Annotated in this window: 17 protein-coding genes; 10 read left to right on the top strand and 7 right to left on the bottom strand. The window is 33.7% G+C overall.

The genetic code is table 11. The features are described 5' to 3' along the window. Position 1 precedes the first annotated feature (1 nt). Genes ACNH59_RS10295 through ACNH59_RS10315 form a run of 5 tightly spaced genes read left to right on the top strand, consistent with a single transcriptional unit; the run spans position 2 to position 7,059 of the window. Positions 2-2,428, top strand: coding sequence for a sugar-binding domain-containing protein (locus tag ACNH59_RS10295; protein WP_418262461.1), 2,427 nt, complete (start codon positions 2-4; stop codon positions 2,426-2,428). A 32-nt stretch (positions 2,429-2,460) separates the two neighbouring features. Further along, positions 2,461-3,702 carry a ribulose-bisphosphate carboxylase large subunit family protein gene (locus ACNH59_RS10300; RefSeq protein WP_418262462.1) on the top strand — a complete coding sequence of 414 codons (1,242 nt, stop codon included), beginning with the start codon at positions 2,461-2,463 and terminating at the stop codon, positions 3,700-3,702. Continuing rightward, positions 3,702-5,090 carry a four-carbon acid sugar kinase family protein gene (locus ACNH59_RS10305; protein WP_418262463.1) on the top strand — a complete coding sequence of 463 codons (1,389 nt, stop codon included), beginning with the start codon at positions 3,702-3,704 and terminating at the stop codon, positions 5,088-5,090. The genes ACNH59_RS10300 and ACNH59_RS10305 overlap by 1 nt, the downstream gene beginning before the upstream one ends. Before the next feature lie 12 nt (positions 5,091-5,102). Beyond that, complete coding sequence (locus tag ACNH59_RS10310; RefSeq protein ID WP_418262464.1) at positions 5,103-5,765, top strand: aspartate/glutamate racemase family protein; 663 nt, start codon at positions 5,103-5,105, stop codon at positions 5,763-5,765. Between the two features lie 16 nt (positions 5,766-5,781). Then, entirely contained in the window at positions 5,782-7,059 is a 1,278-nt protein-coding gene (locus ACNH59_RS10315) for a bile acid:sodium symporter family protein (RefSeq protein WP_418262465.1), read from the top strand. Positions 7,060-7,131: 72 nt separating this feature from the next. Here ACNH59_RS10315 and ACNH59_RS10320 read toward each other — a convergent pair whose 3' ends face one another. From ACNH59_RS10320 to ACNH59_RS10335, 4 genes are all read right to left on the bottom strand, one after another. After that, complete coding sequence (locus ACNH59_RS10320; protein ID WP_418262466.1) at positions 7,132-8,313, bottom strand: aldose epimerase family protein; 1,182 nt, start codon at positions 8,311-8,313, stop codon at positions 7,132-7,134. A 95-nt stretch (positions 8,314-8,408) separates the two neighbouring features. Then, positions 8,409-9,917 carry an L-arabinose isomerase gene (araA, locus tag ACNH59_RS10325; RefSeq protein WP_418262467.1) on the bottom strand — a complete coding sequence of 503 codons (1,509 nt, stop codon included), beginning with the start codon at positions 9,915-9,917 and terminating at the stop codon, positions 8,409-8,411. A 29-nt stretch (positions 9,918-9,946) separates the two neighbouring features. Further along, complete coding sequence (locus tag ACNH59_RS10330; protein WP_418262468.1) at positions 9,947-10,648, bottom strand: L-ribulose-5-phosphate 4-epimerase; 702 nt, start codon at positions 10,646-10,648, stop codon at positions 9,947-9,949. After that, positions 10,632-12,323 carry a ribulokinase gene (locus ACNH59_RS10335; RefSeq protein ID WP_418262469.1) on the bottom strand — a complete coding sequence of 564 codons (1,692 nt, stop codon included), beginning with the start codon at positions 12,321-12,323 and terminating at the stop codon, positions 10,632-10,634. The genes ACNH59_RS10330 and ACNH59_RS10335 overlap by 17 nt, the downstream gene beginning before the upstream one ends. 309 nt (positions 12,324-12,632) lie before the next feature. On the opposite strand from ACNH59_RS10335, the gene ACNH59_RS10340 reads away from it, so the two are divergent. Together ACNH59_RS10340 and ACNH59_RS10345 are read left to right on the top strand one after the other, a co-directional pair. After that, the gene (locus ACNH59_RS10340) at positions 12,633-13,322 is read left to right on the top strand and encodes an NUDIX hydrolase (protein WP_418262470.1); all 690 of its coding nucleotides are present in this window, start codon (positions 12,633-12,635) and stop codon (positions 13,320-13,322) included. Positions 13,323-13,725: 403 nt separating this feature from the next. Beyond that, complete coding sequence (locus ACNH59_RS10345; protein WP_418262471.1) at positions 13,726-15,291, top strand: solute:sodium symporter family transporter; 1,566 nt, start codon at positions 13,726-13,728, stop codon at positions 15,289-15,291. Between the two features lie 652 nt (positions 15,292-15,943). On the opposite strand, the gene ACNH59_RS10350 is transcribed toward ACNH59_RS10345, so the two are convergent. From ACNH59_RS10350 to ACNH59_RS10360, 3 genes are read right to left on the bottom strand one after another with little or no spacing between them, the layout of a single operon-like run. Then, positions 15,944-16,096 (bottom strand): hypothetical protein, encoded by a 153-nt coding sequence (locus tag ACNH59_RS10350; protein WP_418262472.1) that lies wholly within the window; start codon positions 16,094-16,096, stop codon positions 15,944-15,946. Positions 16,097-16,140: 44 nt separating this feature from the next. After that, positions 16,141-16,314: a HipA N-terminal domain-containing protein gene (locus ACNH59_RS10355; RefSeq protein WP_418262473.1), complete on the bottom strand. Its 174-nt coding sequence runs from the start codon at positions 16,312-16,314 to the stop codon at positions 16,141-16,143. Next, complete coding sequence (locus ACNH59_RS10360; protein WP_418262474.1) at positions 16,314-16,478, bottom strand: HipA N-terminal domain-containing protein; 165 nt, start codon at positions 16,476-16,478, stop codon at positions 16,314-16,316. Before ACNH59_RS10360 ends, ACNH59_RS10355 begins: the two co-directional genes overlap by 1 nt. 404 nt (positions 16,479-16,882) lie before the next feature. Between ACNH59_RS10360 and ACNH59_RS10365 the strand changes: the two genes are divergently transcribed. The 3 genes from ACNH59_RS10365 to ACNH59_RS10375 all read left to right on the top strand — a co-directional run bounded on the left by ACNH59_RS10365 (position 16,883) and on the right by ACNH59_RS10375 (position 25,990). After that, positions 16,883-17,926: a GntR family transcriptional regulator gene (locus ACNH59_RS10365; protein WP_418262475.1), complete on the top strand. Its 1,044-nt coding sequence runs from the start codon at positions 16,883-16,885 to the stop codon at positions 17,924-17,926. Between the two features lie 162 nt (positions 17,927-18,088). After that, positions 18,089-22,135: a hybrid sensor histidine kinase/response regulator transcription factor gene (locus ACNH59_RS10370; RefSeq protein ID WP_418262476.1), complete on the top strand. Its 4,047-nt coding sequence runs from the start codon at positions 18,089-18,091 to the stop codon at positions 22,133-22,135. A 705-nt stretch (positions 22,136-22,840) separates the two neighbouring features. Next, the gene (locus ACNH59_RS10375; RefSeq protein WP_418262477.1) at positions 22,841-25,990 is read left to right on the top strand and encodes a SusC/RagA family TonB-linked outer membrane protein; all 3,150 of its coding nucleotides are present in this window, start codon (positions 22,841-22,843) and stop codon (positions 25,988-25,990) included. Positions 25,991-26,036 lie beyond the last annotated feature (46 nt).

Below are 26,036 nucleotides of genomic sequence, written 5' to 3' on the forward strand. Positions count from 1 at the left end.
AATGAATAAAAATATTTTTAAAAAGAGTGTTTTTCTGATTTCGTTATTGTTGTTAGTGGCTTGTAGTGCTGTACAAAAAGAAAGCAGAATAATAGCCGATTTCAACCCCAATTGGAATTTTAAACTAGGTGATTATCCAACTGCGATTCAATCTGATTTTGAGGCTGCTGATTGGCGTACCTTGGACTTGCCGCACGATTGGAGTATTGAAGGGACTTTTGATAAAGAAAGTAAAACGAAACAAGCACAAGGATTTTTGCCTGCAGGAAAAGGCTGGTACCGCAAAGTATTTACAGTACCTGAAAATTGGACCAACAAATCCATTTCGATAGAATTTGACGGTGTTTTTAAAAACAGTGAAGTATTCATTAACGGACATTCTTTAGGAATGCGACCAAACGGTTACCTTTCATTTGCTTACGAATTGACACCGCATTTGATGTTTGGTAAAGAGAATGTTATTGCAGTAAAAGTAGATAATGATGCACAACCCAATTCAAGATGGTACACAGGCTCTGGAATTTACAGAAATGTACGATTGGTAGCGACCGAAAAACTACACGTAGCACAATGGGGAACTTATGTTACCACGCCTGAAGTTTCTAGTGAAAAAGCAACAGTAAATGTTGAAATTACTATTGAAAATAAGACAGTCACTCCAAAAGAATTCAAATTGGTAACTTCTATTGTTGATACACAAAATAAAGAAGTTAGTTATGCTATCACAACCGAAAAAATCGTAGCCAATACTCATTCAAAAAAAACACATAATTTAACTGTGAATCAGCCTAAATTATGGGATACAGAGAATCCGAATATGTACAAAGTGATTACTAAAATCTACGAAAAATCCAAGTTGGTTGATAGTTATGAAACCCCATTAGGATTCCGTTATTTTAGTTTTGATGCCGAAAAAGGTTTTTCATTAAATGGTAAACCAACTAAAATATTAGGCGTTTGTTTGCACCACGATAACGGTGCTTTGGGAGCAGTGGAAAATATTCACGCCGTAAAACGTAAACTGACTTTGCTGAAAACAATGGGCTGTAACGCCATCCGAATGGCACATAATCCACATTCGTTAGAAATGATGCAATTGTGTGACGAAATGGGTTTTATTGTTCAAGATGAATTTACTGATGTTTGGAAAAAGAAAAAAGTAACTAATGACTACCATAAAGATTGGGACGAATGGCACAAACGCGATTTAGAAGATTTTATCAAACGCGACCGAAACCATCCCTCAGTGATGATGTGGAGTATTGGAAACGAAATTCGAGAGCAATTTGATAGCACAGGAATTGCTATTACTAAAGAATTGGCACAAATTGTAAAATCTTTGGACAAGACTAGACCCGTTACAAGCGCTTTGACCGAGAATATTCCTGAAAAAAATTTCATTTACCAATCGGGTGCATTGGATTTATTGGGATTCAATTACAAACACGAAGATTACAAGGAATTTCCGTTGCGTTTCAAAGGACAAAAAATAATTGCTTCCGAAACAGTTTCGGCACTTGAAACTCGTGGACATTACGACCAACCTTCTGATTCGATAAAAGCGTGGCCTGTTAAATACGGCGCTACTTTTGATGGGAATGCCGATTTTACGGTTTCAGCTTACGACAATGTAAAGTCCTTTTGGGGATCCACACACGAAGAAAGTTGGAAAGCCGTAAAAAAAAATGATTTTATAGCAGGCACTTATGTTTGGACAGGTTTCGATTACATTGGTGAACCCGATCCGTATCCCTATCCAGCTCGCAGCTCCTATTTTGGGATTATCGATTTGGCAGGTTTCCCAAAAGATGTGTATTATATGTACCAAAGCGAATGGAGTGATAAGACAGTTTTGCATTTACTACCACATTGGAATTGGAAAGCGGGACAACTAATTGATGTTTGGGCGTACTATAATAATGCCGATGAAGTCGAATTATTTCTAAACGGAAAATCATTAGGGACTAAAGCTAAAAAAGGCGATGATTTACACATTGTATGGAAAGTTCCTTTTGAATCAGGAACACTAAAAGCTATTTCTAGAAAAGCAGGTGAAATAGTTAAAGAAACTGAAATTCATACCGCAGGTGAAGCAACAAGAATCAGTTTGAAAGCTGATAAAACTTTCATTAAAAATGATGGTTATGAATTGGTTTATGTAACGGTAACTTTGCAGGATATAAACGGAAATACATTACCTAATGCTGATAACCTAATTAATTTTAAAGTTTCAGGTGGAGCTAAAATTGTTGGGGTAGATAATGGCTATCAAGCCAGTTTGGAACCTTTCAAAGCTAATTATAGAAAATTGTATAATGGCAAATGTGTAGTGATTTTACAATCGAATAAGAAAGCTGAAAATATTACTTTAGAAGCTGCTACTGCTGGAAAAATTAATCTGGGTACTGTTAGAATCATAGTAGAATAAATAGGTTTAAATTTTTTAAAAATATAAGAATAATGGAAAGAGTTTATGCTGAATACCTAATCGAAACCCCTTATGAAGTAGCTCAAGCGGCTGCAGTTTTGGCGGGTGAACAATCCTCAGGGACCTTTGTGTCGGTGCCTGGAGAGACAGAAGAACTAAAAAAACGTTTTGCGGCAAGAGTAGAGGATATTCAATTATTAGATATTGCAGACGTACCTTCCATTCCAGGTGGAAGTATTCCTGGAAAAAAATACCAAAAGGCAAGGGTAAAAGTAAGTTGGTCCATTGAGAATTTCGGGTACAATTTACCGGTTTTAATCAGTACGCTTCAAGGGAATTTATACGAGATTACCCAATTTACAGGGTTGAAATTAATGGATTTTGAAGTGCCGGAATCTTTTGCTAATCATTTTAGAGGGCCAAAATTTGGAATCAAAGGTTCTAAATTATCTTGTGGTGTAGGAGATCGTCCGATGATTGGAACCATTATCAAACCCAGCATTGGAATGAGTGTAATGGAAACGTCCAGCTTGGTAGAATCTTTAATTGAAGCAGGGATTGATTTTATCAAAGACGATGAATTGATGGGTTCGGCGGCGAACTCTCTTTTTGATGATAGGGTGAAAGCCATTATGAAAGTCATTCGTGACAACGAACAAAAAACAGGAAAAAAAGTAATGTATGCCTTCAATATTAGCGATGAAATTGATGCCATGCAACGCAAATACGATTTAATTCAACAAGAACAAGGTAGTTGCGCGATGATTAGTGTCAACAGTGTAGGCCTTGCTGGTACTAAAAAAATATGTGACCGTGGGGAACTTGTGATTCACGGACACCGAAACGGTTGGGGAATGATGAACAGGCATCCTATGTTGGGAATTGAGTTTTCTGCTTACCAAAAAATCCAACGTTTATCAGGTGTCGATCAACTACATGTAAACGGGATTCAAAATAAATTCTGGGAGTCGGATGATTCAGTGGTGACTTCTATAAAATCTTGTTTGAAACCTTTTATTGGTGAAAATGAAATTTTGCCTGTAGTGTCTTCAGGACAATGGGGAGGACAAGCTGTAGAAACCTACCGAAGAACCCAAACGACCGATTTGCTGTATATGGCAGGAGGTGGAATCCTGGCACATCCTATGGGGCCCAAAGCAGGTGTAAATGCTTTGCAACAAGCCTGGACAGGAGCTGTTGATGGGCTTTCAGTAGTTGAAACAGCTCAAAAATATCCTGAGTTTGCCGCATCCGTTCAAAAATTCTCCAAATAATGAAACAACAAGAGCAATTGTTATTAGTTTATTACGGTGATGATTTCACTGGTTCTACTGATGCGTTAGAATTTTTGACTTTGGCAGGTGTTAAAACAGTTCTTTTTTTAAAACAACCAGAGTCAAATGATGTTGCACGTTTTGCTGGAATTCAAGCCATTGGTTTTGCTGGAAAAAGCAGATCGCTGTCCCCAGTTGAAATGGAAACAGAACTTGTTCCTACTTTTGAAAAGTTGAAGCAATTAAACCCAACTCAGGTTCATTATAAGGTTTGTTCCACTTTTGACTCGGCACCTCATGTGGGAAATATTGGGAAAGCAATTGAAATTGGCAGTCGGATTTTTGACCAAAAAACAGTGATGGTTTCTCCTGGAGCACCTCATTTAGGACGTTTTTTTGCTTTTGGGAATTTATTTGCCAGTATGGGAACAGCGGGAATTGGTGAAATCTATCGCATTGACCAACATCCTTCGATGAGCCAACATCCTGTGACACCTGCTTTGGAGGGTGACCTCAGAGTTCATTTGGCAAAACAAACCAATAAATCAATAGCATTAGTCAATATAACCCAAATCGAAAAAGGGAAAGAAGCAATTCTTACTTCTGTTTCAGAAAATAAAGAAACAGATATTTTGTTTTTTGATGCAGTAAATACGACCCATTTACAAAACATCGGTTCGGTTTTTAATGAATTGGCAAAAGAGAAAACACTTTTCTCTGTCGGTTCTTCCGGAATCGAGATGGCTTTAGGATTGGATTGGAAGCAGAAAGGGACATTGAACGACAAAGAAAAAGTATTTGAAATGGTAAGAGAAGTAAGTCTTTTACTGGTTTTGTCAGGAAGTTGCTCGCCTATTACGGCTAATCAAATCGAATATGCATTGAATAACGGATTTGAACAAATTGCATTGGAAACTAATACATTGAATGAAGATTTTCAGGCTGAAATTATTACGAGAACGGTTGTCCAATTGGTCGAAAATTTCAAACAGGGTAAAAGTACCATTTTGCACACCAGTACGGGTCCATCTGATATTCGAATTGCAGAATCGGAAGCTTATTTTGCACAAAAAGGTTTTGGAAAAAACGAAATTCAAAAACAATGTAGCAAAATATACGGTAAAGTTTTGGGACAAATCACCAAAGAAGTTTTGGCACGATTTCCACTTCCAAGAATCCTTTTTGCAGGGGGTGATACGTCGAGTTATGCGGCATCCGAATTGGATATTATTGCCTTAGAAATGATAGCACCTTTAGCGCTAGGAGCTCCGCTTTGCAAAGCCGTTTCTGATGATGTGTTGGTTGATGGAGTAGAAATGAATTTTAAAGGAGGGCAGGTAGGACCGCCAGATTATTTTATTAAAGTTTTAAAAGGTGAAAAAATATAAATTTTAAATATTATGAAAGCAAAAACATTAGGATTTGTACATACATCAGCCACTTTGGTTCCTTTGTTTCAACAATTGACCACCGAATTTTTAAGTGATGCTGAAACCTTCAATATAGTTGATGATAGTTTAATTAAAGATGTCATCAAAAAAGGAAAATTAATGCCAAATACGGCAGCTCGAGTAGTGAATCACGTTCAAGCAGCGGAAGCAGCGGGAGCAGATGTGATTTTAGTGACTTGTTCTTCAATTGGGGTAGCGATAGAAACCGCAGCTACTTTGGCAACTGTACCCGTTATTCGTGTCGATCAAGCCATGGCAGACGAAGCAGTGCAAATTAGTAACAAAATTGGTGTTATCGCCACCTTGCCTACAACGCTAGAACCTACCAGTGATTTAGTAAGAAGAAGAGCAATAGTAGCTGGCAAAGAAGTGACTATTGCCACCAAATTATGCGAAGGTGCATTTGAAGCTTTAATGGGTGGCGATGCGGCGAAACATGACGAAATGGTCAAGCAAGCTTTAATCCAATTAATGAAAGAAGTAGAGGTAATTGTTTTGGCACAAGCTTCTATGGCTAGAGTGGTAGATGGATTAAGTCCTGAAGAAAAACGAGTCCCCATTTTAGCCAGTCCAGCAATCGCAATGAAAAATTTAGCCGAAGTCTACTTTTAATTCAAAAACCACTATTATGCTTAAATATTTTCTTTGGCTTGCCCTAATTCTTTTTCTGTTTTCTGGGTTTGGCTATTTTCAGGAAATGGATTCTATTTGGAAAACAGGTTTGATTGTAGCCTTTTCTAGTCTGTCCATTGGGGTAGGACATCTGAAGGTATTGAGAGGTTATCAATATACATTTTGGATTATTACGTCCTTTTGTGCTGGGATTTTACATCCTGATTTTTTCTTGCATGTAGGCAGTTTTGATATGCGTAACAAATGGCTGATTTTGATTATTATTCAGTTAGTCATGTTTGGAATGGGGACACAAATGAGTATCAAGGATTTCATAGGCATCCGAAAATCAGGTAGAGGCGTGGCGATTGGCTTATTAGGGCATTTTACCATCATGCCGTTGACGGGTTTTTTAATTGCTAGAACCTTTGGTTTCGAACCCGAAATTGCTGCAGGAATCATCTTGATAGGTTCTTGCAGCAGTGGATTGGCTTCGAATGTGATGACTTATATTGCTAAAGGTGATTTGGTGTTATCCGTAACGGTGACAGCAATTTCTACTTTGGCAGCACCTATTATGACTCCGTTTTTAATGAAACTATTTGCAGGTACTTTAGTCGAAGTTCATTTTTTCAATATGATGATAGAGATAATCAAAATTGTGCTGGTCCCTTTGTCAGCAGCAATGATTCATGATGTGATGAAAACCTATGGGGTTAGTGTTCAACGAAAAATTAAATATTCGAGTGTAGTAGCCCTTTTATGGTTGATTTTCTTGTTGGTCGTAGGTGATTCTTTTGCATTAGAAGCAGGTAGTAGCTCGGCATTATTGATGGAAATCAGTGAGTTTATTGCGGGAGCGATTTTGGTTGGAGTAGGTTATCATTATATATATACCAAATATCCAAAGATAGATGAACACATGCCTCTGTTTTCAATGTTCGGGATTATCTATTTTACCTTGGTTACCACAGCAGCGGGTAGAGATAATTTAATCCAAATAGGGTTTTTATTGTTTTTTGCTTCTATTTTACACAATGGCGCGGGTTACTTTTTTGGTTATTGGTTGAGTCGCTTCAGTGGACTGGATGTCAAGAAAAGCCAAACTATCGCTTTTGAAGTGGGTTTACAAAACGGCGGAATGGCATCAGGATTGGCCGGTTCGATGGGGAAATTAGCAACCCTCGGTTTGGCTTCAGCGGTATTTAGTCCTTGGATGAATATTTCGGGTTCATTGTTGGCGAATTATTGGCGAAAAAGAGATGAGAGAAAGGTGTCAGTGACTTCTACTTAGAATATTTGTACTAAAAAAAAACGCCCCAAATAATCTAAAATTATCTGGGGCAATTCTATTTTTAATTACCTATTATTTAGTCGAAAATTTAAAAGAAGTTTTTGTTTGGTACTTTTCACCGGGTTTTAGAATTGTTGTTGGAAATGATTTTTGATTGGGAGAATCAGGATAATGTTGCGTTTCGAGGCAAAAACCAGTTCTATGAGCATAGGTTTTTCCGTCACGGGTAGGAAGAGTTCCATCTAAAAAGTTGCCTGTGTAAAGTTGGATTCCTGGTTCTGTGGTAAACACTTCCATATAGCGTCCACTTATTGGTTCGTAAGCTGAAGCAGCAAAGCGGAAACCTTTATCTTGATTGTTTAATACCCAACAATGATCGTATCCTTTACCTCTTTTTAATTGTTCGTTATCCGCTTTGATTTCTTTTGCAATAGTTTTTGGTTTTCTAAAATCAAAAGGAGTATTGGTAACGGCTTCCAATTTTCCAGTAGGTATTAAATCGGCATCCACTGGAACAAATTGGTCTGCATCAATGACTACTTCATGGTTGGTAATTGTTTTTGAAAAATCTCCTGATAAATTAAAATAAGAATGTTGTGTCAAGTTTACAACCGTTGTCTTATCAGTGGTAGCTTCGTATTGTACACCTAAAGTATTGTCATTAGTCAAAGTGTAAGTAACATAAACTGTCAAATTTCCAGGGAAACCTTCTTCCATGTCTTTACTAATATACTTTAATTGTAAGCTTGCATTTTGCCCACTTTCTGCTTTTTCTGCGGTCCAAATTACTCTATGAAAACCTTCTGGGCCTCCGTGTAAATTATTAGGACCATTGTTTGCGGCTAATTTGTATTCGATACCATCTATGGAAAATTTTGCTTTTGCAATCCGATTTCCGTATCTCCCAATAAGTGCTCCAAAGTAGGGATTGTCCTTGGTATATTGTTCTAAGTTGTTGAAACCAATCGCAACTTCTTCCGATACACCCGCTTTATTGGGTACTTTTAATGAAGTGATAATACCACCATAAGTAATGATATCGACTTCCATTCCGTTTTGGTTTTTTAATTTATAACTATCGACTTGATCTCCATTTGGAGTCGTTCCGTAAGCTGATTTTTCTATTGACACGGTTTCTGTATTTGTTGAAATAATAGTTTTGTTGGATTCTTTTTTATTGTCTTTGCATTGAGTTGTAAGACAAACTAAACTGAGAATACTGAGTCCAAAAATATAATTTTTTAGTACTTTCATAAGTGGTTTTGGTTAATTAAAAGTTTGAAATGCTTGCTGAAATGATACTTGCAAATGCCTAGGAGATAATTTACAAGTACTAATTAATTTTTTATTTACAAGCCGTGTTGAAAGATATGATAATAAGCTTCGTTAGCATTAATCGTATCTTTAAAATTACGGATGGTAGTATTTTCATCAATTACTAATAATTCAATACCTGCAATATCGGCAAAATCTTCCATATATTCGGTAGTTATGGCTTGGCTATATACTGTATGATGCGCACCACCTGCCAAAATCCAAGCTGTAGCGGCAATCTCTAGATTTGGTTTACAATCCCATAAAACTCTAGCTACAGGAAGTTTTGGTAAATCAGCCATTGGTTTCACAGCTTCTACTTCGTTAACAATTAATCGAAAACGAGTTCCCATATCTACTAAGGAAACATTTATTGCATTTCCAGCTGGTGAGTTGAAAACCAAACGGGCAGGATCTTCTTTTCCGCCAATTCCAAGTGGATGTACTTCACAAGCAACAGCTCCATCAGCAATGGATGGGCAAATTTCCAACATGTGAGAACCTAATACATACGATTTTTGAGGGGTGAAATGGTAGGTGTAATCTTCCATAAAAGAAGTTCCTCCTTCAAGTCCGATGTTCATAACTTTTAAAGCTCTAACCATAGCAGCAGTTTTCCAGTCGCCTTCACCGCCAAAACCATATCCGTCTGCCATCAATCGTTGTGTTGCTATTCCAGGTAATTGTTTCCAAACCCCTAAGTTCTCAAAAGTATCGGTAAAGGCTCCAAATCCGCCTTCTTCTAGGAAAGCTCTCAAACCCAATTCAATTCTAGCAGCATCTACAAGAGAATGTCTTTGATTTCCACCTTCCAAAAGCGAATCAGTAAGGTTATAGGTGGCTTCATAAGTAGCTAATAAATCATTAAGTTGTTTTTCGGTAACTTTTTCCATGTGTTTAGTAACATCTGAAGAATCGTATCCGTTAACAGACATACCAAAACGCAATTGCGCCTCCACTTTATCACCTTCTGTTACGGCTACTTCACGCATGTTATCACCTATACGAGCTACTTTTAGATTCTGTAATTCGTCCCATCCTAAAGCCACTCTTGTCCATATTCCCAATTTGTTTTGTACACGACTATCTTCCCAATGCCCTACAACCACTTTTCTTTTGGTACGCATTCGAGACATGATAAAACCAAATTCTCTGTCACCATGAGCGGATTGATTCAAGTTCATAAAATCCATATCAATTGAGCTCCATGGAATTTCGGCATTGAATTGTGTATGCAAATGGCATAACGGTTTTTTCAAAATTCGCAAACCACTAATCCACATTTTTGCAGGAGAAAAAGTATGCATCCAAGCTATGATTCCAATACAATTTTTATTCGAATTGGCATCCAAACATACGTTTAGAATTTGATCAGGTGATTTTACAACCTCCTTATAAACAATTTTCACTGGTATTTCAGAGGATAAATCTAATCCTTTTGCAATATGTTGTGAATGTTCGGCTACTTTTCTAAGTGTTTCTTCACCATATAATTCTTGGCTTCCTACAACAAACCAAACTTCTTTTTGAGAAATATCTATCATTAGGTATAATTTATTATTTTTTTAATTATTTACTGACCGTAATAAGCGTCTTTGCCGTGCTTACGGTCATAATGTTTTTTTATTAAGGAATCCTTTAATTTGGAAGCTTTTGGATTGATTTGCAATGTCAAATAAGCCATTTCAGCAACAACTTCCAATACTTTGGAATTATAGACAGCTTTGGCTGCATTTTTTCCCCAAGCAAAAGGACCATGATTTCCAATTAATACCATTTCGACTTCTTCATACGAGAGGTTTTTTTCTTGAAAGCAATCCAAAATCTGAATTCCAGTATTGTGTTCGTAATTTCCTTCAATAAGATAATCTGCCATGGGGGGAGCACATGGAATATCAGCTGTTAAGTGATCGGCATGAGTGGTCCCAAAAATGGGTATATCATACTGTGACTGTGCCCAAGCTACAGAATAAGTTGCATGTGTATGTGCCACTCCACCAATTTTTGGCCAATTTTTATATAAATATGCATGTGTTTTGGTGTCAGAAGAAGGACGCATATTTCCTTCGATGATGTTGTTGTCAAAATCAACAATAACGATATCTTCTGGTTTTAATTCTTCATAAGCAACCCCGCTTGGTTTGATGGCAAAAACTCCTTTTTTACGATCCACAGCACTCACATTTCCGAAGGTATAAACCACCAAATTTAGTTCATTGAGCTGCATGTTTGCTTCGTAACATTCTTGTTTTAAATCTTTATATATACTGTTCATGTGGAATGTTTTTTAAGGATGGATCGGCAAAACTGCTTAATTTATCGTATTGCAATAGCAATCTATTGTATGAAGCAACTTTGTCTAATTGCGGTTGGTATTCTGCGTCAAATGGACTTCCCATTTTTTGAATCGCCTCATTTACATTTGGATAAATTCCAGCAGCAACAGCAGCATAAATTGCCGCTCCTAAAGCTGGAGTTTGGTCTGATGCCGCTACTTTTATAGGCTTGTTTAGAACATTTGCTAAGGTTTGCATGATAAATGGTGATTTTCGAGCTACACCACCAATTCCTATAATACTGTCGATTTTTACACCTTCTTCTTCAAATCTGTCTACAATTTTTTTAGAACCAAAACAGATCGCATTTACAAGTGATTTGAATATATGTGGTGCTTTCGTACCTAAGGATAAGTTTGAAATGGCACTTTTAACTTCTTGATTAGCATCTGGAGTTCTTCTTCCGTTGATCCAATCTAATGCAATCGGAATATTTTCAGATAAGGGAATTCGCTCAGCTTCTTCAGTAAGTTGTATCATTAATTGGTCGCTGAGTTCATTTCGTAATTGCTCTTTTTGACTTTCGTCTAATACTTTAGAATTCGTTAAAATATTTTCCGTTGGCCACATTAATAATTCTTTGTACCAAGCTAGTAAGTCCCCAAAAGCAGATTGTCCTGCTTCTAAACCTATAAATCCTGGAATCACAGAGCCATCAACTTGACCGCAGATACCGCGAACACTTTTGTCTCCAATAGCTTCTTTTGAAGCCACAATTACATCACAAGTTGAAGTTCCCATTACGCGAACTAAGGTGTGTTCTTCAATTTTGGCACCTACAGCACCAGAATGCGCATCAAATGTTCCAACTGCTACCAGAGTTTCTGTTGAAAGTCCTAGTTTAGTTGCCCATTCTTTTGATAAATTCCCTGCAACAATATCCGAAGTATAGGTTTCATCGTACAGATTGCCTCTTAGTGAGGCAAGATAAGGGTCAAGTTTTGCTAAGAAATCGGTTGAAGGCAAACCGTTCCAGTCTTCGTGCCACATGGCTTTGTGTCCAGATGCACAACGACTTCTTTTGAATGATTTTAAATCTTTGTTTTCGATTAATAAAAACGTCATCAAATCACAGTGTTCCATCCAGGTATGAGCAGCTTTTTTTACCGTTTCATCTTCTCTAATAACATGTAGTATTTTTGCCCAAAACCATTCAGATGAGTATATACCTCCTACATATTTAGTGAAATTTTCACCGCCCCAATTTTTAGCAAGATGGTTAATTTCATTGGCTTCGTTGATAGCAGTATGGTCTTTCCACAACACCATCATAGCGTTTGGATTGTTTTCAAAACCTTTGGTTAAGGCTAATGGAATTCCGTCTTTGGTTATTGGAATAGGAGAAGAACCTGTGGTGTCCACACAAATCGCTTTTATTAACGAGGGAGCTATTTTACTATTGGAAATAACGTTTTTGATGGTCGTTTCTAAACCTTCTATATGATCCAAAGGATGTTGACGAAACTGATTGATGCTAGCATTACAGTATTCCTTATTTTGCCATCGTTTATATAGACAAACATCTGCTGCCATTTCTTGACCATTTTCGGTGTCAATTAATATTGCTCGTACTGAATCGGAGCCATAATCTAACCCAATAACATAATTTTTCATTCCGATTAATTTTAGTATGGTTACAAATATACTATTTTTTACAACAAGTGTTTAAAAAACACTTAATAAATAATATTGTTTATTTTGTTGTTATTCAGATTGTTATGTTTTGACTGTTTTAAAAGTGTGGTTTTAACGTTTAAAATTTAGTTGAATTATGTCTATTGAAGTGAATTTATTTTTTTTCAAAAATTATAATTTAAGGTGAATTATAATTTTATTAGTTTGCAAATTAAGTGTTACTTAAACACTAATAATTAATAAATTCTTGTAAAAGTTTTCTATATTTACAGTCTAAAAGAGAATAAAATGCTAAATAGTTATAGTAGTGTTGACAAAGTTTTACTTGCCGTAGATTGTATTATTTTTGGTTTTGATAATGAAGGATTGAAGATTCTATTAATCAAAAGGGGATTTGAGCCAGAAATGGGAAAGTGGTCGTTAATAGGTGGTTTTCTTAAAAAGGAAGAAAAATTAGATTCTGCAGCTATCAGGATTCTGGACACCTATACAGGGCTTCATAATGTTTATATGGAGCAATTGCATACTTATAGTGAAATTGATCGTGACCCTGTAGAAAGAACAATTTCGGTGGCTTATTATGCTTTGATTAATATTGAAAATCATAATCAAGAATTAATTAAGAATTATGATGCACAATGGTTTAGTGTAACCGATGTGCCAAAGTTAATTTTTGACCACGATTCAATGTTGCGCCACGCCATACGCAGATTACGTTACAGGACTTCAACAAAACCTGTAGGTTTTGAATTGCTCCCTGAAAAATTTACAATGTTACAATTGCAAAAATTATATGAAGCAATTTTAAGCAAAGAGTTGGATAAAAGAAACTTCATCAGCAAAATTAATTCGATGGATATTCTAATTAAATTGGAGGAAAAGGACATGCAGTCATCAAGAAAAGGGTCTTTTTTGTATACTTTTGATAAGGATAAGTATGACGAAAAATCTTTGAATGATTTTGTTTTAAATCTTTGACATAAGTTTTGAATCTGTATTTTAAGATGGAATAGGTTTAAGAGTTCGATAAAGTTTTATCGGACTTTTTTGTTGATTAAGAGGATCGTTTTTTAAATTTTTATGCTTACACTATTTTTTTATTGGAATAAAAATAAAAAAAAATATACAAATGTTATTTTTACATTTATTTATTTTACATTTGGAAATGAATTTTTAAGTTTAATTTTATAAGGTGTTTTTGGGAATGAGTAAATTTTTAGATTTGTTTTCATTCTATGAAATATTTTAGAATTAATAAAGTTTTAATTCCTATTGGGAAATACACATCAAAAACTGTATTTAAACTTTTTGTAAAATTAACTATTAATAAGGTATACAGGAAAATATTAAAACCAATTAACTAAATAAAAAAACATAAATAATGGGAATGATTTCTTTTATAGGATTTACACTTTTAGTAGCTATTATAGCTTGGTGGTCAACAAGGAATACTGATGAATCATCTTCTGATGGGTATTTTTTGGCAGGAAGAAGTTTAACAGGTCCGGTTATAGCCGGTTCGTTGTTGCTTACTAATTTATCCACTGAACAAATTGTAGGAATGAATGGTGTGTCTTTTAGAGATGGAATACCGATAATGGCATATGAAGTAGTAGCTGCAATTGCGATGGTTTTTACGGCATTTGTTCTTTTGCCTAAATACCTTAAAAGTGGGATAGCCACGATTCCTCAATTTTTAGAGAACAGATACGGAAGGTCAACCAAGACCATTGTGTCAATGCTATTTCTATTAGGTTACGCTATATCGATGTTGCCAACTGTTTTATATTCAGGTGCATTAGCTATTAATACAATGTTCGATGTTCCTCAAATGTTAGGTATGGCTCCCGAACCTGCACTTTGGGTTACTGTTTGGGCTATTGGTATTTTAGGTAGTATTTATGCCATTTTTGGAGGTTTAAAGGCTGTCGCAGTTTCAGATTCCATTAATGCCATAGGTTTAATTATTGGAGGTTCCTTAATTCCTATTTTTGGATTAATGAAAATTGGTAACGGAAATGTTTTTAGAGGTTTAAAAACACTTACAACGACCCTTCCTGAAAAGTTTGATATAATAGGAGGTCCAGATTCTGATGTCCCATTTTGGACTCTTTTTACAGGGATGATTATAGTAAACTTTTATTACTGGGGAACCAATCAAGCTATTATTCAAAGAGCACTAGGTGCTAAGGATTTAAAGGAAGGACAAAAAGGTCTTTTAATTGCTGCATTTGTTAAAATATTAGGTCCTTTTATAGTGGTTCTTCCTGGTATAATTGCGTTCTATATTTTTAAAGGAGATATAGCTAATGCTGATGAAGCATATCCAATGGTGGTTAAGGCGGTACTTCCTGTAGCATTTATTGGTTTTTTTGCAGCTGTGTTGTTTGGAGCTATTTTAAGTTCTTTTAATAGTGCTTTAAATAGTTCAGTAACATTATTTGGTCTAGATTTTTATAAAGAATATGTAAATCGCAATGCGTCTGATTTACTTGTTGTTAGAGCGGGTAAAATTTTCGGAATGATTTTAGCCCTATTTTCAATGGCCATTGCGCCTTTATTATATGGTGTTAAAGGTGGGATTTTTACTTATTTGCAGGAACTAAATGGTACTCATAGTGTGCCAATTTTAGCCATAATCCTTGTGGGAATATTTTCTAAACGCGTTTCTACTAAAGCTGCAAATATTGCAATCTTGTTTAGTGCTGTAACCTACTTAATAACCTTGTATATTATAAAACCTGAAATAAGTTTCTTGCATATCATGGGGATATTATTTGTTTTAACCGTTGTGATTATGTTTGGGGTGAGTAAATTTATTCCAAGAGAAACAGATTATCTTCAAAAATATACTGAACAAGTGGATATAACGGAATGGAAATATATAAAACCAGTAGGGTATGCTATTGTAGCTGCCGTAATTGGTCTTTATGTTGTTTTATCTTAAAAAAAGAAGTTTTCTTATTTAACTAAAGTTGAAAAATCAATACTGTTCTAAATAAAATTAGAACGGGCAAAATCTACCATTTTATTGAGTTAAACAATTAAATGATCTATTTTTTTAAATAAATTCTCTGTACTAGACTGCACCCAAAAGTTTAGACAAATTCATATTAATTTTGATATCCTTTTCTTGTCAATTATCATACTTTATATATGGCTTTGATTGGGCTTTGAAATACATCAACTTACCTTTAATCAACCTTATCGATGATTTGTAAATTTATGAAAAAATATACTTTATCTAATAAGGCATTGTCTGAATAAGTGTTCAGGGATTTTCTGATCTTTTCCATAAAGCTTTTGTATTTGTCAAAAGCTTCTTTGATTTGGAACATATCGAGCATGTGGATTTTTTCTCCAGTTGATGTTCTGTTGATGCATTTGGTGATATACGATAGCTCTCCTGATTGTAAGTAAATTAAACTTGATTAGACCGTATTAATACCAAAAACTTCGGGAATTCGCATGGTAAGATGTTGGTTTTCGGGCATTTTTGCAAAATGTTCTGAGGGTGATTTGAAGATATAGTTTCCGCATAATGCACCAACGACTGTTAATCGCCCTTTGTTTTCATCTTTAATAGTATCGTTTACTAGCTATAATGATAATTTTGGCTGTTCTCCCGGAATTGTGATGCTTCTTTCTACTACATTTTTAGCCAAATCAATCATTTGTTTCAAGGAATGTTCAAATAATGGTTGCTCTTTGCTTTCAAAAAAACAATAAGCTACATTGTTCGTGAAAATCACCAACAGTGTTTTATTCTAGTTTGTTGTAACAATAAAAACAATTTCTATTCTCCATTTTCTTGTAGTGTTGGTTGAGTACTTACAGCTCCGATACGATTTTGGCAGCATGCCAATAGTAATCCCATGCGGTCGTTTTGAATGATTTTCCAATTTTTAGTGGCAATATCTAATAGCCAACCTTCTGGAATTAGTCCTTCAAAAAAAAAAGGAATAAGCACTAGTACGTGTACGGTTTTTTACTAACTGGAATCGTTAATGTGATGCATTTTTTTGGGTGGTCTTTTACATATTTATCATCGTATTGAAATATGTATTCCCCTTCGTCGGTCTCTGTTAGGATTCCTGCCAATAGGTCTCCATAGTATTTGGTTGCTTTTCTCATCCTGTTTTATTTGTTCGTTTAAGATATCTTTATGAAAAGTACTTTGTGAAATTTATAATAGATTGTTCTAATTAAGTGTTTCTTTAAATTTATAAACGTTAAGGCAAATGAGGAATGGCTCATTTTTGATTATAAAATAACTATAGCAATCAATCATTTTCGAAATATATTCTGAAGGATTTGAAGTCTGTTTTAGGTGTAATTGAGTCGTCTATAACATCTCATTCTAGTCAAATTTTAGAATAAAAAAATATAAATACATCTTGAGGTATCACTATGTTTTTCTGTTAAAACAGTGATAAACAGTGTAATCGGTACTTTTGAATACCCTAATCAGTACGTTTTAACTCTGTGTTGTTTTTAAATTGCATTCGGTTTTTGTTTAATATTAAACTTTGAGCATTATGGAAATAATTAACTGTATAGACATTAGTAAAAAATCTATGGTACCGATGTATCAACAAATTGTAGATTCGATAACTAAAAATATTTCAAATGGAAATATAGCGTTAAACCAAAAATTGCCATCAATTAATATGGTTAGTGAAGACTATTATTTATCTCGTGACACTGTAGTAAAAGCATATAATATTCTAAGGGATCGAAAAATCATTGTTTCTATACCAAGAAGAGGAAATTATATTGCCAAAACGCAAGCTACAGATAAGTTAAAAATTTTGTTCTTAGTTAACAAACTAAGTTCTTATAAGATGGAGATTTACAATTCCTTTTTGGCAAAAATAGGTTTGCATTCTAATGTAGATTTAATTGTATATCACTGTGATGAGCATTTGTTTTTAAATACATTAAAAAACAAATTGGAATACGATTATTATGTGATTTTGCCACATTTTAAAAATGATAAATTACAACATGCTAGTTTTACAGATGCTACATCTAAAGCAATCAATGACATCCCAAAGGATAAATTATTAGTTTTAGACAATTTAATACCTAATTTAGATAATGATATTGCTACAGTTTATCAGGAATTTGATGATAATATATACGAAGCTCTGAATCAGGGTATTGAAAGGATTGCAAAATATGAGAAATTTGTTTTAGTGTATCCTGAAAAAACACTTTACCCATACCCTAAAAGTATTATAAATGGTTTTAAGAAATTTTGTTTGGAAAACGCAAAAGATTTTGATGTTATTGATAAGGTAAGTGAAGATTTAGTAATTGAGAAAAGAGATTTATACATTATTATTGAAGAAACAGATTTAGTGGATTTGATTAATAAAATGAGACAAAAGAATTTTAAACTTGGGAAAGATATTGGTGTGATATCTTACAATGACACTGTCTTGAAAGATTTATTTGGAATTACAGTGATGTCTACTGATTTTAAAGAAATGGGTGAATTAGCTGCTCATATGATTATGAATAATCTTAACGAAAGAATTAAAGTGCCTTTTAAATTTAAAGCAAGAAAATCGATATAGATTTTTCTTTTGGATAAAAAGTATTAAGCGTCTCAATGAATTTCATTGAGGCGCTTTTTTGTTTTTTGAATCGTTTTAAATAGTATTTTTTTAAAATTAATATATACCTTAGCATCTTTATGTTTCTTACTTTGTTTATGTTTAAATTTTAGCACCGAATTAATGCGAAAGTTGTTTTTTTTAATTTGTATTTTCAGCTTCATTTGGACTGGATATGCACAAACTGGAATCTATAAATTCAAGCATTTATCTACAGCAGATGGTTTGTCTCAAAATTCTGCAATAACAATTATTCAAGATGATTTAGGTCAAATGTGGATTGGAACCAGAGATGGTTTGAATAAATATGATGGCTCTAAATTTACCACCTATAGACACAATCGAACCAATCCTCAATCTATTAGCAATAGTGATGTTCTTTGTTTAGAACAAGATAGTGAAGGCTATATTTGGGTTGGAACCGCCACAGGTTTAAACAAGTACAATCCTAAAAAGGATTCTTTTAAGCATTATTTTAGTGATGAAGAAAAATTGTCACTTAGAGGGAATACAATTTGGGCAATTAAAGAGTTATCCAATAAAGATTTATGGGTAGGTACTCCTTCAGGAATTTCAATTTATGATAGAACTAAGGACTCCTTTAAGTCAGTATCTGATGAAGGTTTTATATTTTCCATTTTCGAAAATAAAAAAGGAAATGTTTTTATAGGCACTAAGAACGGTTTAAAGCAACTCGTTCATAAATCAATTAAAGGATACCAGTTTAAAACAATAAAAGGCACCGAAAAATTTAATATTCTTGATATAATTGAAAGTCCAACTGGTAGTTTATTATTAGGTACTAGAACCCAAGGGGTTTTAGAGTATAATAGTACGGAAGGAACGGTGAAACCTTATTTAAATGCATTACCAGCTAAGAATAAAAATGTGAGGCAAATGCTTTTGGATGATAAAGGAGTCCTTTGGATAGGAACTTACGGTGGACTTTTAATTGTTGATAAAAATAAAAAAATAAGAACTTTCAATAGTAATATTAATGATGATGAGTCTATCAGTGACGATTTTATTAAATTTTTATTTAAAGATCGAAAAGGATCTATTTGGATTGGGACTTATAATGGTGGTATAGACATTTGGGATAAATCCAATGTAAATTTTATTACTATTACTCAAAAACCCGGCAACTTAGGGATAGGTTTTAAGGTTGTTAGTTCTATTATTGCTTATAAAGATGATTTAATTTTTGGAACAGAAGGGGGCGGTATATCAATAGTAAATAAGAAAACTCGAAAAATTGAACATATTAATACTAAGAGTTTTCCAGCTCTTTTAAGTGATAATATCAAGTCTTTGTATGTAACTGAAGATAATAACCTTTGGATTGGAACTTTTGAAGATGCATTTGTAGTCTATAATTTAGAAACCAAAAAAAATAATACTTCTTTATATTCTAACTTACTTGATTATTTGCAAGGGGTAGGAGTATACGTGATTAAACAAGATGCTGATGGCAATATGTTGATCGGGACTATTGGAAAAGGATTAATTAGGTACAACCTTAATGATAAATCCATAAAAGTAATAGACTCTGAAACAAAACCAAAAGGGTTATTAGTAGGTATTGTTAGATCCATAAAAGTTGATTCTAAAGCTAATATTTGGGTTAGTACTATTAAAGGACTGAATGTTATTGACCCCCAAGGTAGGATAAAAGACTATTTTTACGATAGTAAATTACAAATAGGTTATAACGTAACCTCAGTTTTTGAAGATTCTAAAGGAGGTATTTGGGCAGGAACAGAAGGTGACGGGCTTTTTAAATTTGTCAAGAATCAATTTCAAGCTGTTGATTTAAAAATTAGTAATTCAAGTGCTGTTACCGGAGTGAGACGTATCATTGAAGATTCAAAAGGTAATTTTTGGATCAGCACAGTCAATCAGGGTATTGTTTATTTTAACCCTGTAAATAGTAAAGTTTTAGCAAACTATACCCGAAAAGAAGGATTGCCAAGTAATCAGTTTAATAACAATGCAAGTTTAAGTATTAGTAAATCAAAATTCTTTTTCGGAGGACCGTCAGGTGCTGTTTACTTTGATGCCGATAATTTGGTCAGAAATACCTATTCCCCTCAAGTTATCATTACTGATTTTAAGATTAAAAATAAATCTATTAATGCAAATGATGAAAGTCAGTTGCTATCAAAGACGATTTCTTTTACAAAGGAAATGGAACTTTCCTATGAACAAGGTAATTTTAGTATTTCTTTTTCTATACCAAATTTTATCAATTCTAGTAGCAATCATTATCAGTATCGTTTAAAAGGACTTGACAATGACTGGATTGAGACACATCAAAATTCGGTATCCTATACAATTCAGAACCCCGGTACTTATGTGTTTGAGGTAAAAGGAATTAATAGTGATGGGATTTCAAATGAAGAACCTACCAGTTTACAAATACGTGTTTTTCCTGCTCCCTGGAGGACATGGTGGGCTTTTGTGTTATATGGCATTGCGATTTTTATAGCGCTCTATTATTTGCTAAATATTTTAAAATCAAAAGAAAGACTAAAGCATCAATTAGTATTGGAGCAAAATGAAACCGAACAAACCAAAGCCCTAAATGCTGCTAAATTGGAGTTTTTTACTAATATTTCTCATGAGTTTAGAACACCATTGACTTTAATTTTGGGGCCTTTACATCAAATATTGGACAATTACAAGGGCAGCAGTTTGATGTATAAAAAGTTGAAAGTAGTTGAAAGTAATGCGAATCATTTACTGCAACTCATTAATAGACTGATGGATTTTAGAAAATTAGAAAACAACATTGTTAAGCTCGAAACGGCTGAAGGGAATATAGTAAAGTTTTTACGAGAAATATATTTGTCTTTTTCTGAATATGCTAAAGACGGTAATTATGATTATATTTTTCAAACTTCATCTGAAGAGATAAAAGTGTATTATGACAGGTATAAACTTGAACAGGTATTTTATAATTTGATTTCAAATGCGTTTAGATACACGCCTAAGAATGGTAAAATAGTGGTTAGAGTTACTGAGAAAAAACGTAAAATTTTTATTTCAGTTGAAGATACTGGGGTTGGGATTGCTCCAGAGTACCGTGATAAAATATTTGAACGCTTCTTTGAAGTAGCAATCAATAATAAGCCAAATAATGATTACAATAAAGGCACAGGAATAGGATTGTCTATTGTGAAAAATATAGTTGATTTACACAAAGGGGAAATAACCATTAAAGAAAATGAGAATCAGGTAGGTACTATTTTTATGGTGAAACTTCTTTTAGGAAGAAAGCATTTATCGGACACCGAAATTATTCAAGATTTTAAATTCAGTGATGATGTCTCTCAGTATGTAAATCAATTAGAAGAAAAAGAAGTTTTCTTAGAAGAAGACCTACTTGAGAATTTAACTTCAGAGGATAAGTTGACAGTATTATTGGTAGAGGATAATGTTGAATTGCGTAAATTTATGCGCGATTTATTGATAAAAAGGTACCATATATTAGAAGCCGAAAACGGTAAAGTAGGCTATAAAATAGCGCAGAAAGAACAAGTAGATCTTATTGTGAGTGATGTTATAATGCCAGTGATGACTGGTACTGAATTATGCTCTTTAATAAAGGAAGATATTAAAACGAGTCATATTCCTGTAATTTTATTAACCTCTCGATCCTCCTTGATTTTCAAATTAGAAGGTTTAGAAAGTGGCGCTGATGATTACATTAGCAAACCCTTTAATGTGACTGAATTTGAATTACGAGTAAAGAATTTATTAAATTCCATTTCTCGTTTGAGACAAAAAATGACATCAACTGAAATTGTGCAACCTGATGAAATAGTTTTGTCTTCATTAGATGAGAAATTATACAAAAAAGCCCTTCAAATTGTGGAAGCCAATATAGGAAACGAAGAATTTGATGTTCTTTTTTTCTGTGAAGAATTAGGAGTAAGTAGAACGGTTTTATTCAAAAAGATAAAAGCTTGGACTGATTTTACACCAAATGAATTTATTCAACACATTCGATTAATGAAGGGCGCTCAACTTCTAGAGCAAGAGAAATTGAGTGTTTCTGAAATAAGTTATTCATTGGGTTTTAAAAATCCAAAATACTTCAGTAAATGCTTCAGCAAAAAATTCGGAAAAACACCTACCGAGTACATTAAAAAGTTTAATGACTATTAGTAATTTCTCCACTGTCCTAACCATTCAATTTTATTAATAAATTTTGTTTATCCCCCCTTATTTGGGGGGTTTGGGATTATTGAAGGCCTTTTTGGTACTTTTTTACCCCTTCTTTTGAGTAATTTTGAAATATGACAAAAAAACAAATTTTGTCTTTTCTTTAATAAATGTTTTACGTCATTTTTTAAAGTAATAATTTCTAATTTATGAAAAATAAAAAAAATAACTTCATAGAGTTCGTATTGGTATTTGCGATAGCACTTATGTTATTAGTTGTTTTTTATTTTCTGCCTATTTGATTCACTTACCTTGTGTTTTTACAAGTGGATTTTTACAGTTATTTGAATTAATATTCAGCAAGATAAAATCTTATTGATTGTTGAATTCTTTTCCGAATTCAATTCAAATAAATTTGTTAATTAAAATATCAATTTCCTGTTAATTTTTACTCTTTTCTATTTTAATAGAATGATGGTAGAAATTGATGATTATGTATTTTAAGTCCTTTTTTTTGAATATTTATTTTAAAAAACAACTAAAAAAACGGCATTTAATAATTTTCACGCAGTACAGAGCAGTACAGAAGAACTGTTAATATTTTGTAAAATTGCAATTCTATACTTTTTGTAATTCTATTTTTTTTTATCAAAAAGTAATCTTTACTAATTAAATAATCAATTTTTTAAATTTAAACTACATTCAATTATGAAACAAAAAATTAAGAAACAAAGAACTGTTTCGGGTTTCCCATTTCCGTTGATGCTAGTCTTTCTCTGTTTTGCAATATTTAGTGCAGGAGCTCAAGAAAGAATTTCTGGTGTTGTAAAAGATGTTGGTGGAATGCCAGTTCCAGGCGTGACTATAATTCAAAAAGGAATTGCTGGAGGTGGTGTAACAGATTTTAACGGAAATTATACTATTGAGCTAAAACAAGGTGAAAAAATTTTAGAGTTTTCCTATATAGGTTTTAAAACAGTTCAAATTGTTGTTAAAAATCAAAAAACTATCAATGTAACTTTAAAAGAAGATATAGCAAGTTTAGATGAAGTTGTTGTTGTAGGTTATGGAACTCAGAAAAAAGAAAGTGTTGTGGGTGCAATCGGCCAGATAAAGGGTGAGGATTTACAGAAATTAACCATGGGTATTACTAATGTTGAAGAAGCTTTAGCAGGTCAAATACCAGGTCTTGTAGCTATTCAGGGTAGTGGTGCTCCAGGTCGTAATGATATGCAGATATTTATTCGTGGTAGAGCCTCTTGGAATGGTTCTGGGGGACCGTTAATTCTTGTAGATGGTGCTGAAAGAGATATTAATAATATAGATTTTAATGACATTGAAAACCTTTCTGTACTTAAAGATGCTTCTGCAACGGCGGTTTATGGTGTGCAAGGTGCTAATGGAGTAATTTTGATAACAACTAAAAGAGGTAAAAAAGGAAAAGCACAGTTGTCATTACAGACGAATACAACATTTAAAATTGTTTCGCAATTGCCAGAAAAACTGGATGCTTATGATGCTATTTTACAAGCAAACTCTTCAATTATGCGAGAACTTGCTTATGCTCCAAATTCTTGGGATCGTATTCGTCCGTTAGCAATTGCAGAAAAATATCGTAATCCAGCAAATGAAGAAGAACGTCTTTTATTTCCTAATACAAACTGGAGTGATTTGATTTTAAAGGATTTTGCACAGGACTATCGTGTTAATTTATCGGTTCGTGGAGGAAGTGATAAAGCAAGATATTTTTCTAGTTTAGCCTATCAAAAAGAAACTGATATTTTTGATGGAAAAAGTTTCGATAATGGTAAAGGTTATGCAAGTGAATTTAGTTATGATAGATTCAATTTTCGTAATAATATTGACTTTGATATTACAAGTTCTACAGAGCTTTCAGTAAATCTTGGTGGTTATTATGCAAAACAAGTATCTCCAGGTAACTTAAATTTAGTAACTAATGCTGTATATGAGCTTGCAGCCAATGCCTATTTGCCTGTTTATCCTGACGGCGCTTTCGGTAGGGATTTTAGTGATATTTTTGCCAACACGAATCCTTTGGTGACTTTGTCAAATACGGGTTACACTACTACAAATTATTTTCAGATAAATACGGATTTTATACTTAAACAAAAATTAGATTTTATTACAAAAGGACTAAAGTTTCAAGGTCGTTTTTCTATAGATAATAACTCTAGAAGTGAGCAAAAATTGAATGATCCAGGAGCTGATTCCCAAGAAAATGTTACGTACCGCATATTCAATCCTACTGATCCTTTTACTCCGATTATTGTTTCTCCAAACGGTGTTAACGATTTTGCCTACAGAACATTTCCTTGGACTGTTGGATCTGAAAATATTCTAAATAATTCAATTCGTTCCAATTCTTTGTATGATTTTTCATTGGATTATAGTAATACTTTTGCAAAAAAACATTCTGTAACGGCCTTGGCATTATTTAGACGTCAGAAACGAGGTGTTCCTAATAACTTCCCTATCCATCGTGAAGACTGGGTTTCAAGAATTACTTATGATTATGACAAAAGATATTTTTTAGATATCAGTGGTGCGTATAATGGATCTGAGAAATACGGACCAGGATTTCGTTTTGATCTTTTTCCTGCGGTCGCAGCGGGTTGGACGGTTACTAATGAAACCTTCATGAAAGACGTAAATTGGCTGAATAAGCTAAAATTTAGAGGTTCTTACGGTTTGATTGGTGATGACACAGGTGGTTCAAGATTTGAATATCAGCCAACATGGAATATTGGTGGAGGTGCTTTTATAAATCCAAATGCTGCAAATAATGCTTCCCCTTATGTGTTTTATAGTGAGGATAATGTAGGAAATGCAAATCTTCAATGGGAAACCGCAACAAAGTATAATTTTGGTGCAGAAATAGGATTTCTTAATAATGCAATTACTGCAGAATTTGATATATTTGGAGAGAATAGAAGTAATATTTTAATACCAAGTAGTCAAAGAGCGGTACCAGAATGGTTTGGTGCCAGCCCTCCGCCATTTAACAGAGGGGAAGTTGAAGTAAGGGGTTATGAAATTGTACTAGCAGCAAATCACACTTTTGGAAATGGATTAAATATTTTTGGTAACTTCAATTTTTCACACGCTCAAGATTTAGTAATTGATAGAGAAGATCCTGAATTTACTCCTTTCTATCAAAAAGACGCTGGATATCCTATTGGTCAACCAAGATCTCCAATTCCTGGAAACATCTTGGCAAGTTTAGATGATTTATACAGTTCAACACCAAGAGTTAATGGACAGAGTTTTATCCGTACAGGATATTATGATCAACTTGACTATGATGGTGATGGTGTATATAATGCGTCTTTTGATAATGTTCCTTTTGGTTATGCTAATCGTCCTCAGAATACATGGACGACTACAGTTGGTGCTAAATATAAAGGATGGAACTTGTCAGTACAATTTTATGGTACACAAAATACAAATAGAAATTATTCCAGCAGAACTTTCTCTAATCAATCTGATACTTTTTTTGTACACGAGCTAGATTATTGGTCTAAAGATAATCCAACAGGCACGCGAGTACAACCCGCTTATTCTTTTACACAAGGAAATAGCGATCCAAGATCTAACTTTTGGGATGCGTCTGTAACAAGGTTAAGAGCTATAGCTTTAAGTTATAATGTTAATAAAAAAACATGCGAGAAATTGGGAGTAAAATCACTTACTATTTTAGCCAATGGTAATAATCTATTCTTATGGACAGATTTACCGGATGATAGGGAGTTTAATGGTAGTTTAACTGCAGATTCTCAATTAAGAGGAGATTATCCTAATATGGCAAGATTTAATTTTGGGTTTAATATTGATTTTTAAAAATAAAAATAATGAAGAATTTTAAAATAAAAATAGTTTTACTTCT

This window comes from Flavobacterium faecale, assembly GCF_048320115.1.
In the GTDB taxonomy this organism is placed as follows: Bacteria; Bacteroidota; Bacteroidia; order Flavobacteriales; family Flavobacteriaceae; genus Flavobacterium; species Flavobacterium faecale_A.

Bases quoted from the DNA above. Each gene is read 5' to 3' on its own strand.
- ACNH59_RS10295 (WP_418262461.1), top strand. From the start codon at position 2: ATGAATAAAAATATTTTTAAAAAGAGTGTTTTTCTGATTTCGTTATTG.
- ACNH59_RS10300 (WP_418262462.1), top strand. From the start codon at position 2,461: ATGGAAAGAGTTTATGCTGAATACCTAATCGAAACCCCTTATGAAGTA.
- ACNH59_RS10305 (WP_418262463.1), top strand. From the start codon at position 3,702: ATGAAACAACAAGAGCAATTGTTATTAGTTTATTACGGTGATGATTTC.
- ACNH59_RS10310 (WP_418262464.1), top strand. From the start codon at position 5,103: ATGAAAGCAAAAACATTAGGATTTGTACATACATCAGCCACTTTGGTT.
- ACNH59_RS10315 (WP_418262465.1), top strand. From the start codon at position 5,782: ATGCTTAAATATTTTCTTTGGCTTGCCCTAATTCTTTTTCTGTTTTCT.
- ACNH59_RS10320 (WP_418262466.1), bottom strand. From the start codon at position 8,313: ATGAAAGTACTAAAAAATTATATTTTTGGACTCAGTATTCTCAGTTTA.
- araA (WP_418262467.1), bottom strand. From the start codon at position 9,917: ATGATAGATATTTCTCAAAAAGAAGTTTGGTTTGTTGTAGGAAGCCAA.
- ACNH59_RS10330 (WP_418262468.1), bottom strand. From the start codon at position 10,648: ATGAACAGTATATATAAAGATTTAAAACAAGAATGTTACGAAGCAAAC.
- ACNH59_RS10335 (WP_418262469.1), bottom strand. From the start codon at position 12,323: ATGAAAAATTATGTTATTGGGTTAGATTATGGCTCCGATTCAGTACGA.
- ACNH59_RS10340 (WP_418262470.1), top strand. From the start codon at position 12,633: ATGCTAAATAGTTATAGTAGTGTTGACAAAGTTTTACTTGCCGTAGAT.
- ACNH59_RS10345 (WP_418262471.1), top strand. From the start codon at position 13,726: ATGGGAATGATTTCTTTTATAGGATTTACACTTTTAGTAGCTATTATA.
- ACNH59_RS10360 (WP_418262474.1), bottom strand. From the start codon at position 16,478: ATGAGAAAAGCAACCAAATACTATGGAGACCTATTGGCAGGAATCCTA.
- ACNH59_RS10365 (WP_418262475.1), top strand. From the start codon at position 16,883: ATGGAAATAATTAACTGTATAGACATTAGTAAAAAATCTATGGTACCG.
- ACNH59_RS10370 (WP_418262476.1), top strand. From the start codon at position 18,089: ATGCGAAAGTTGTTTTTTTTAATTTGTATTTTCAGCTTCATTTGGACT.
- ACNH59_RS10375 (WP_418262477.1), top strand. From the start codon at position 22,841: ATGAAACAAAAAATTAAGAAACAAAGAACTGTTTCGGGTTTCCCATTT.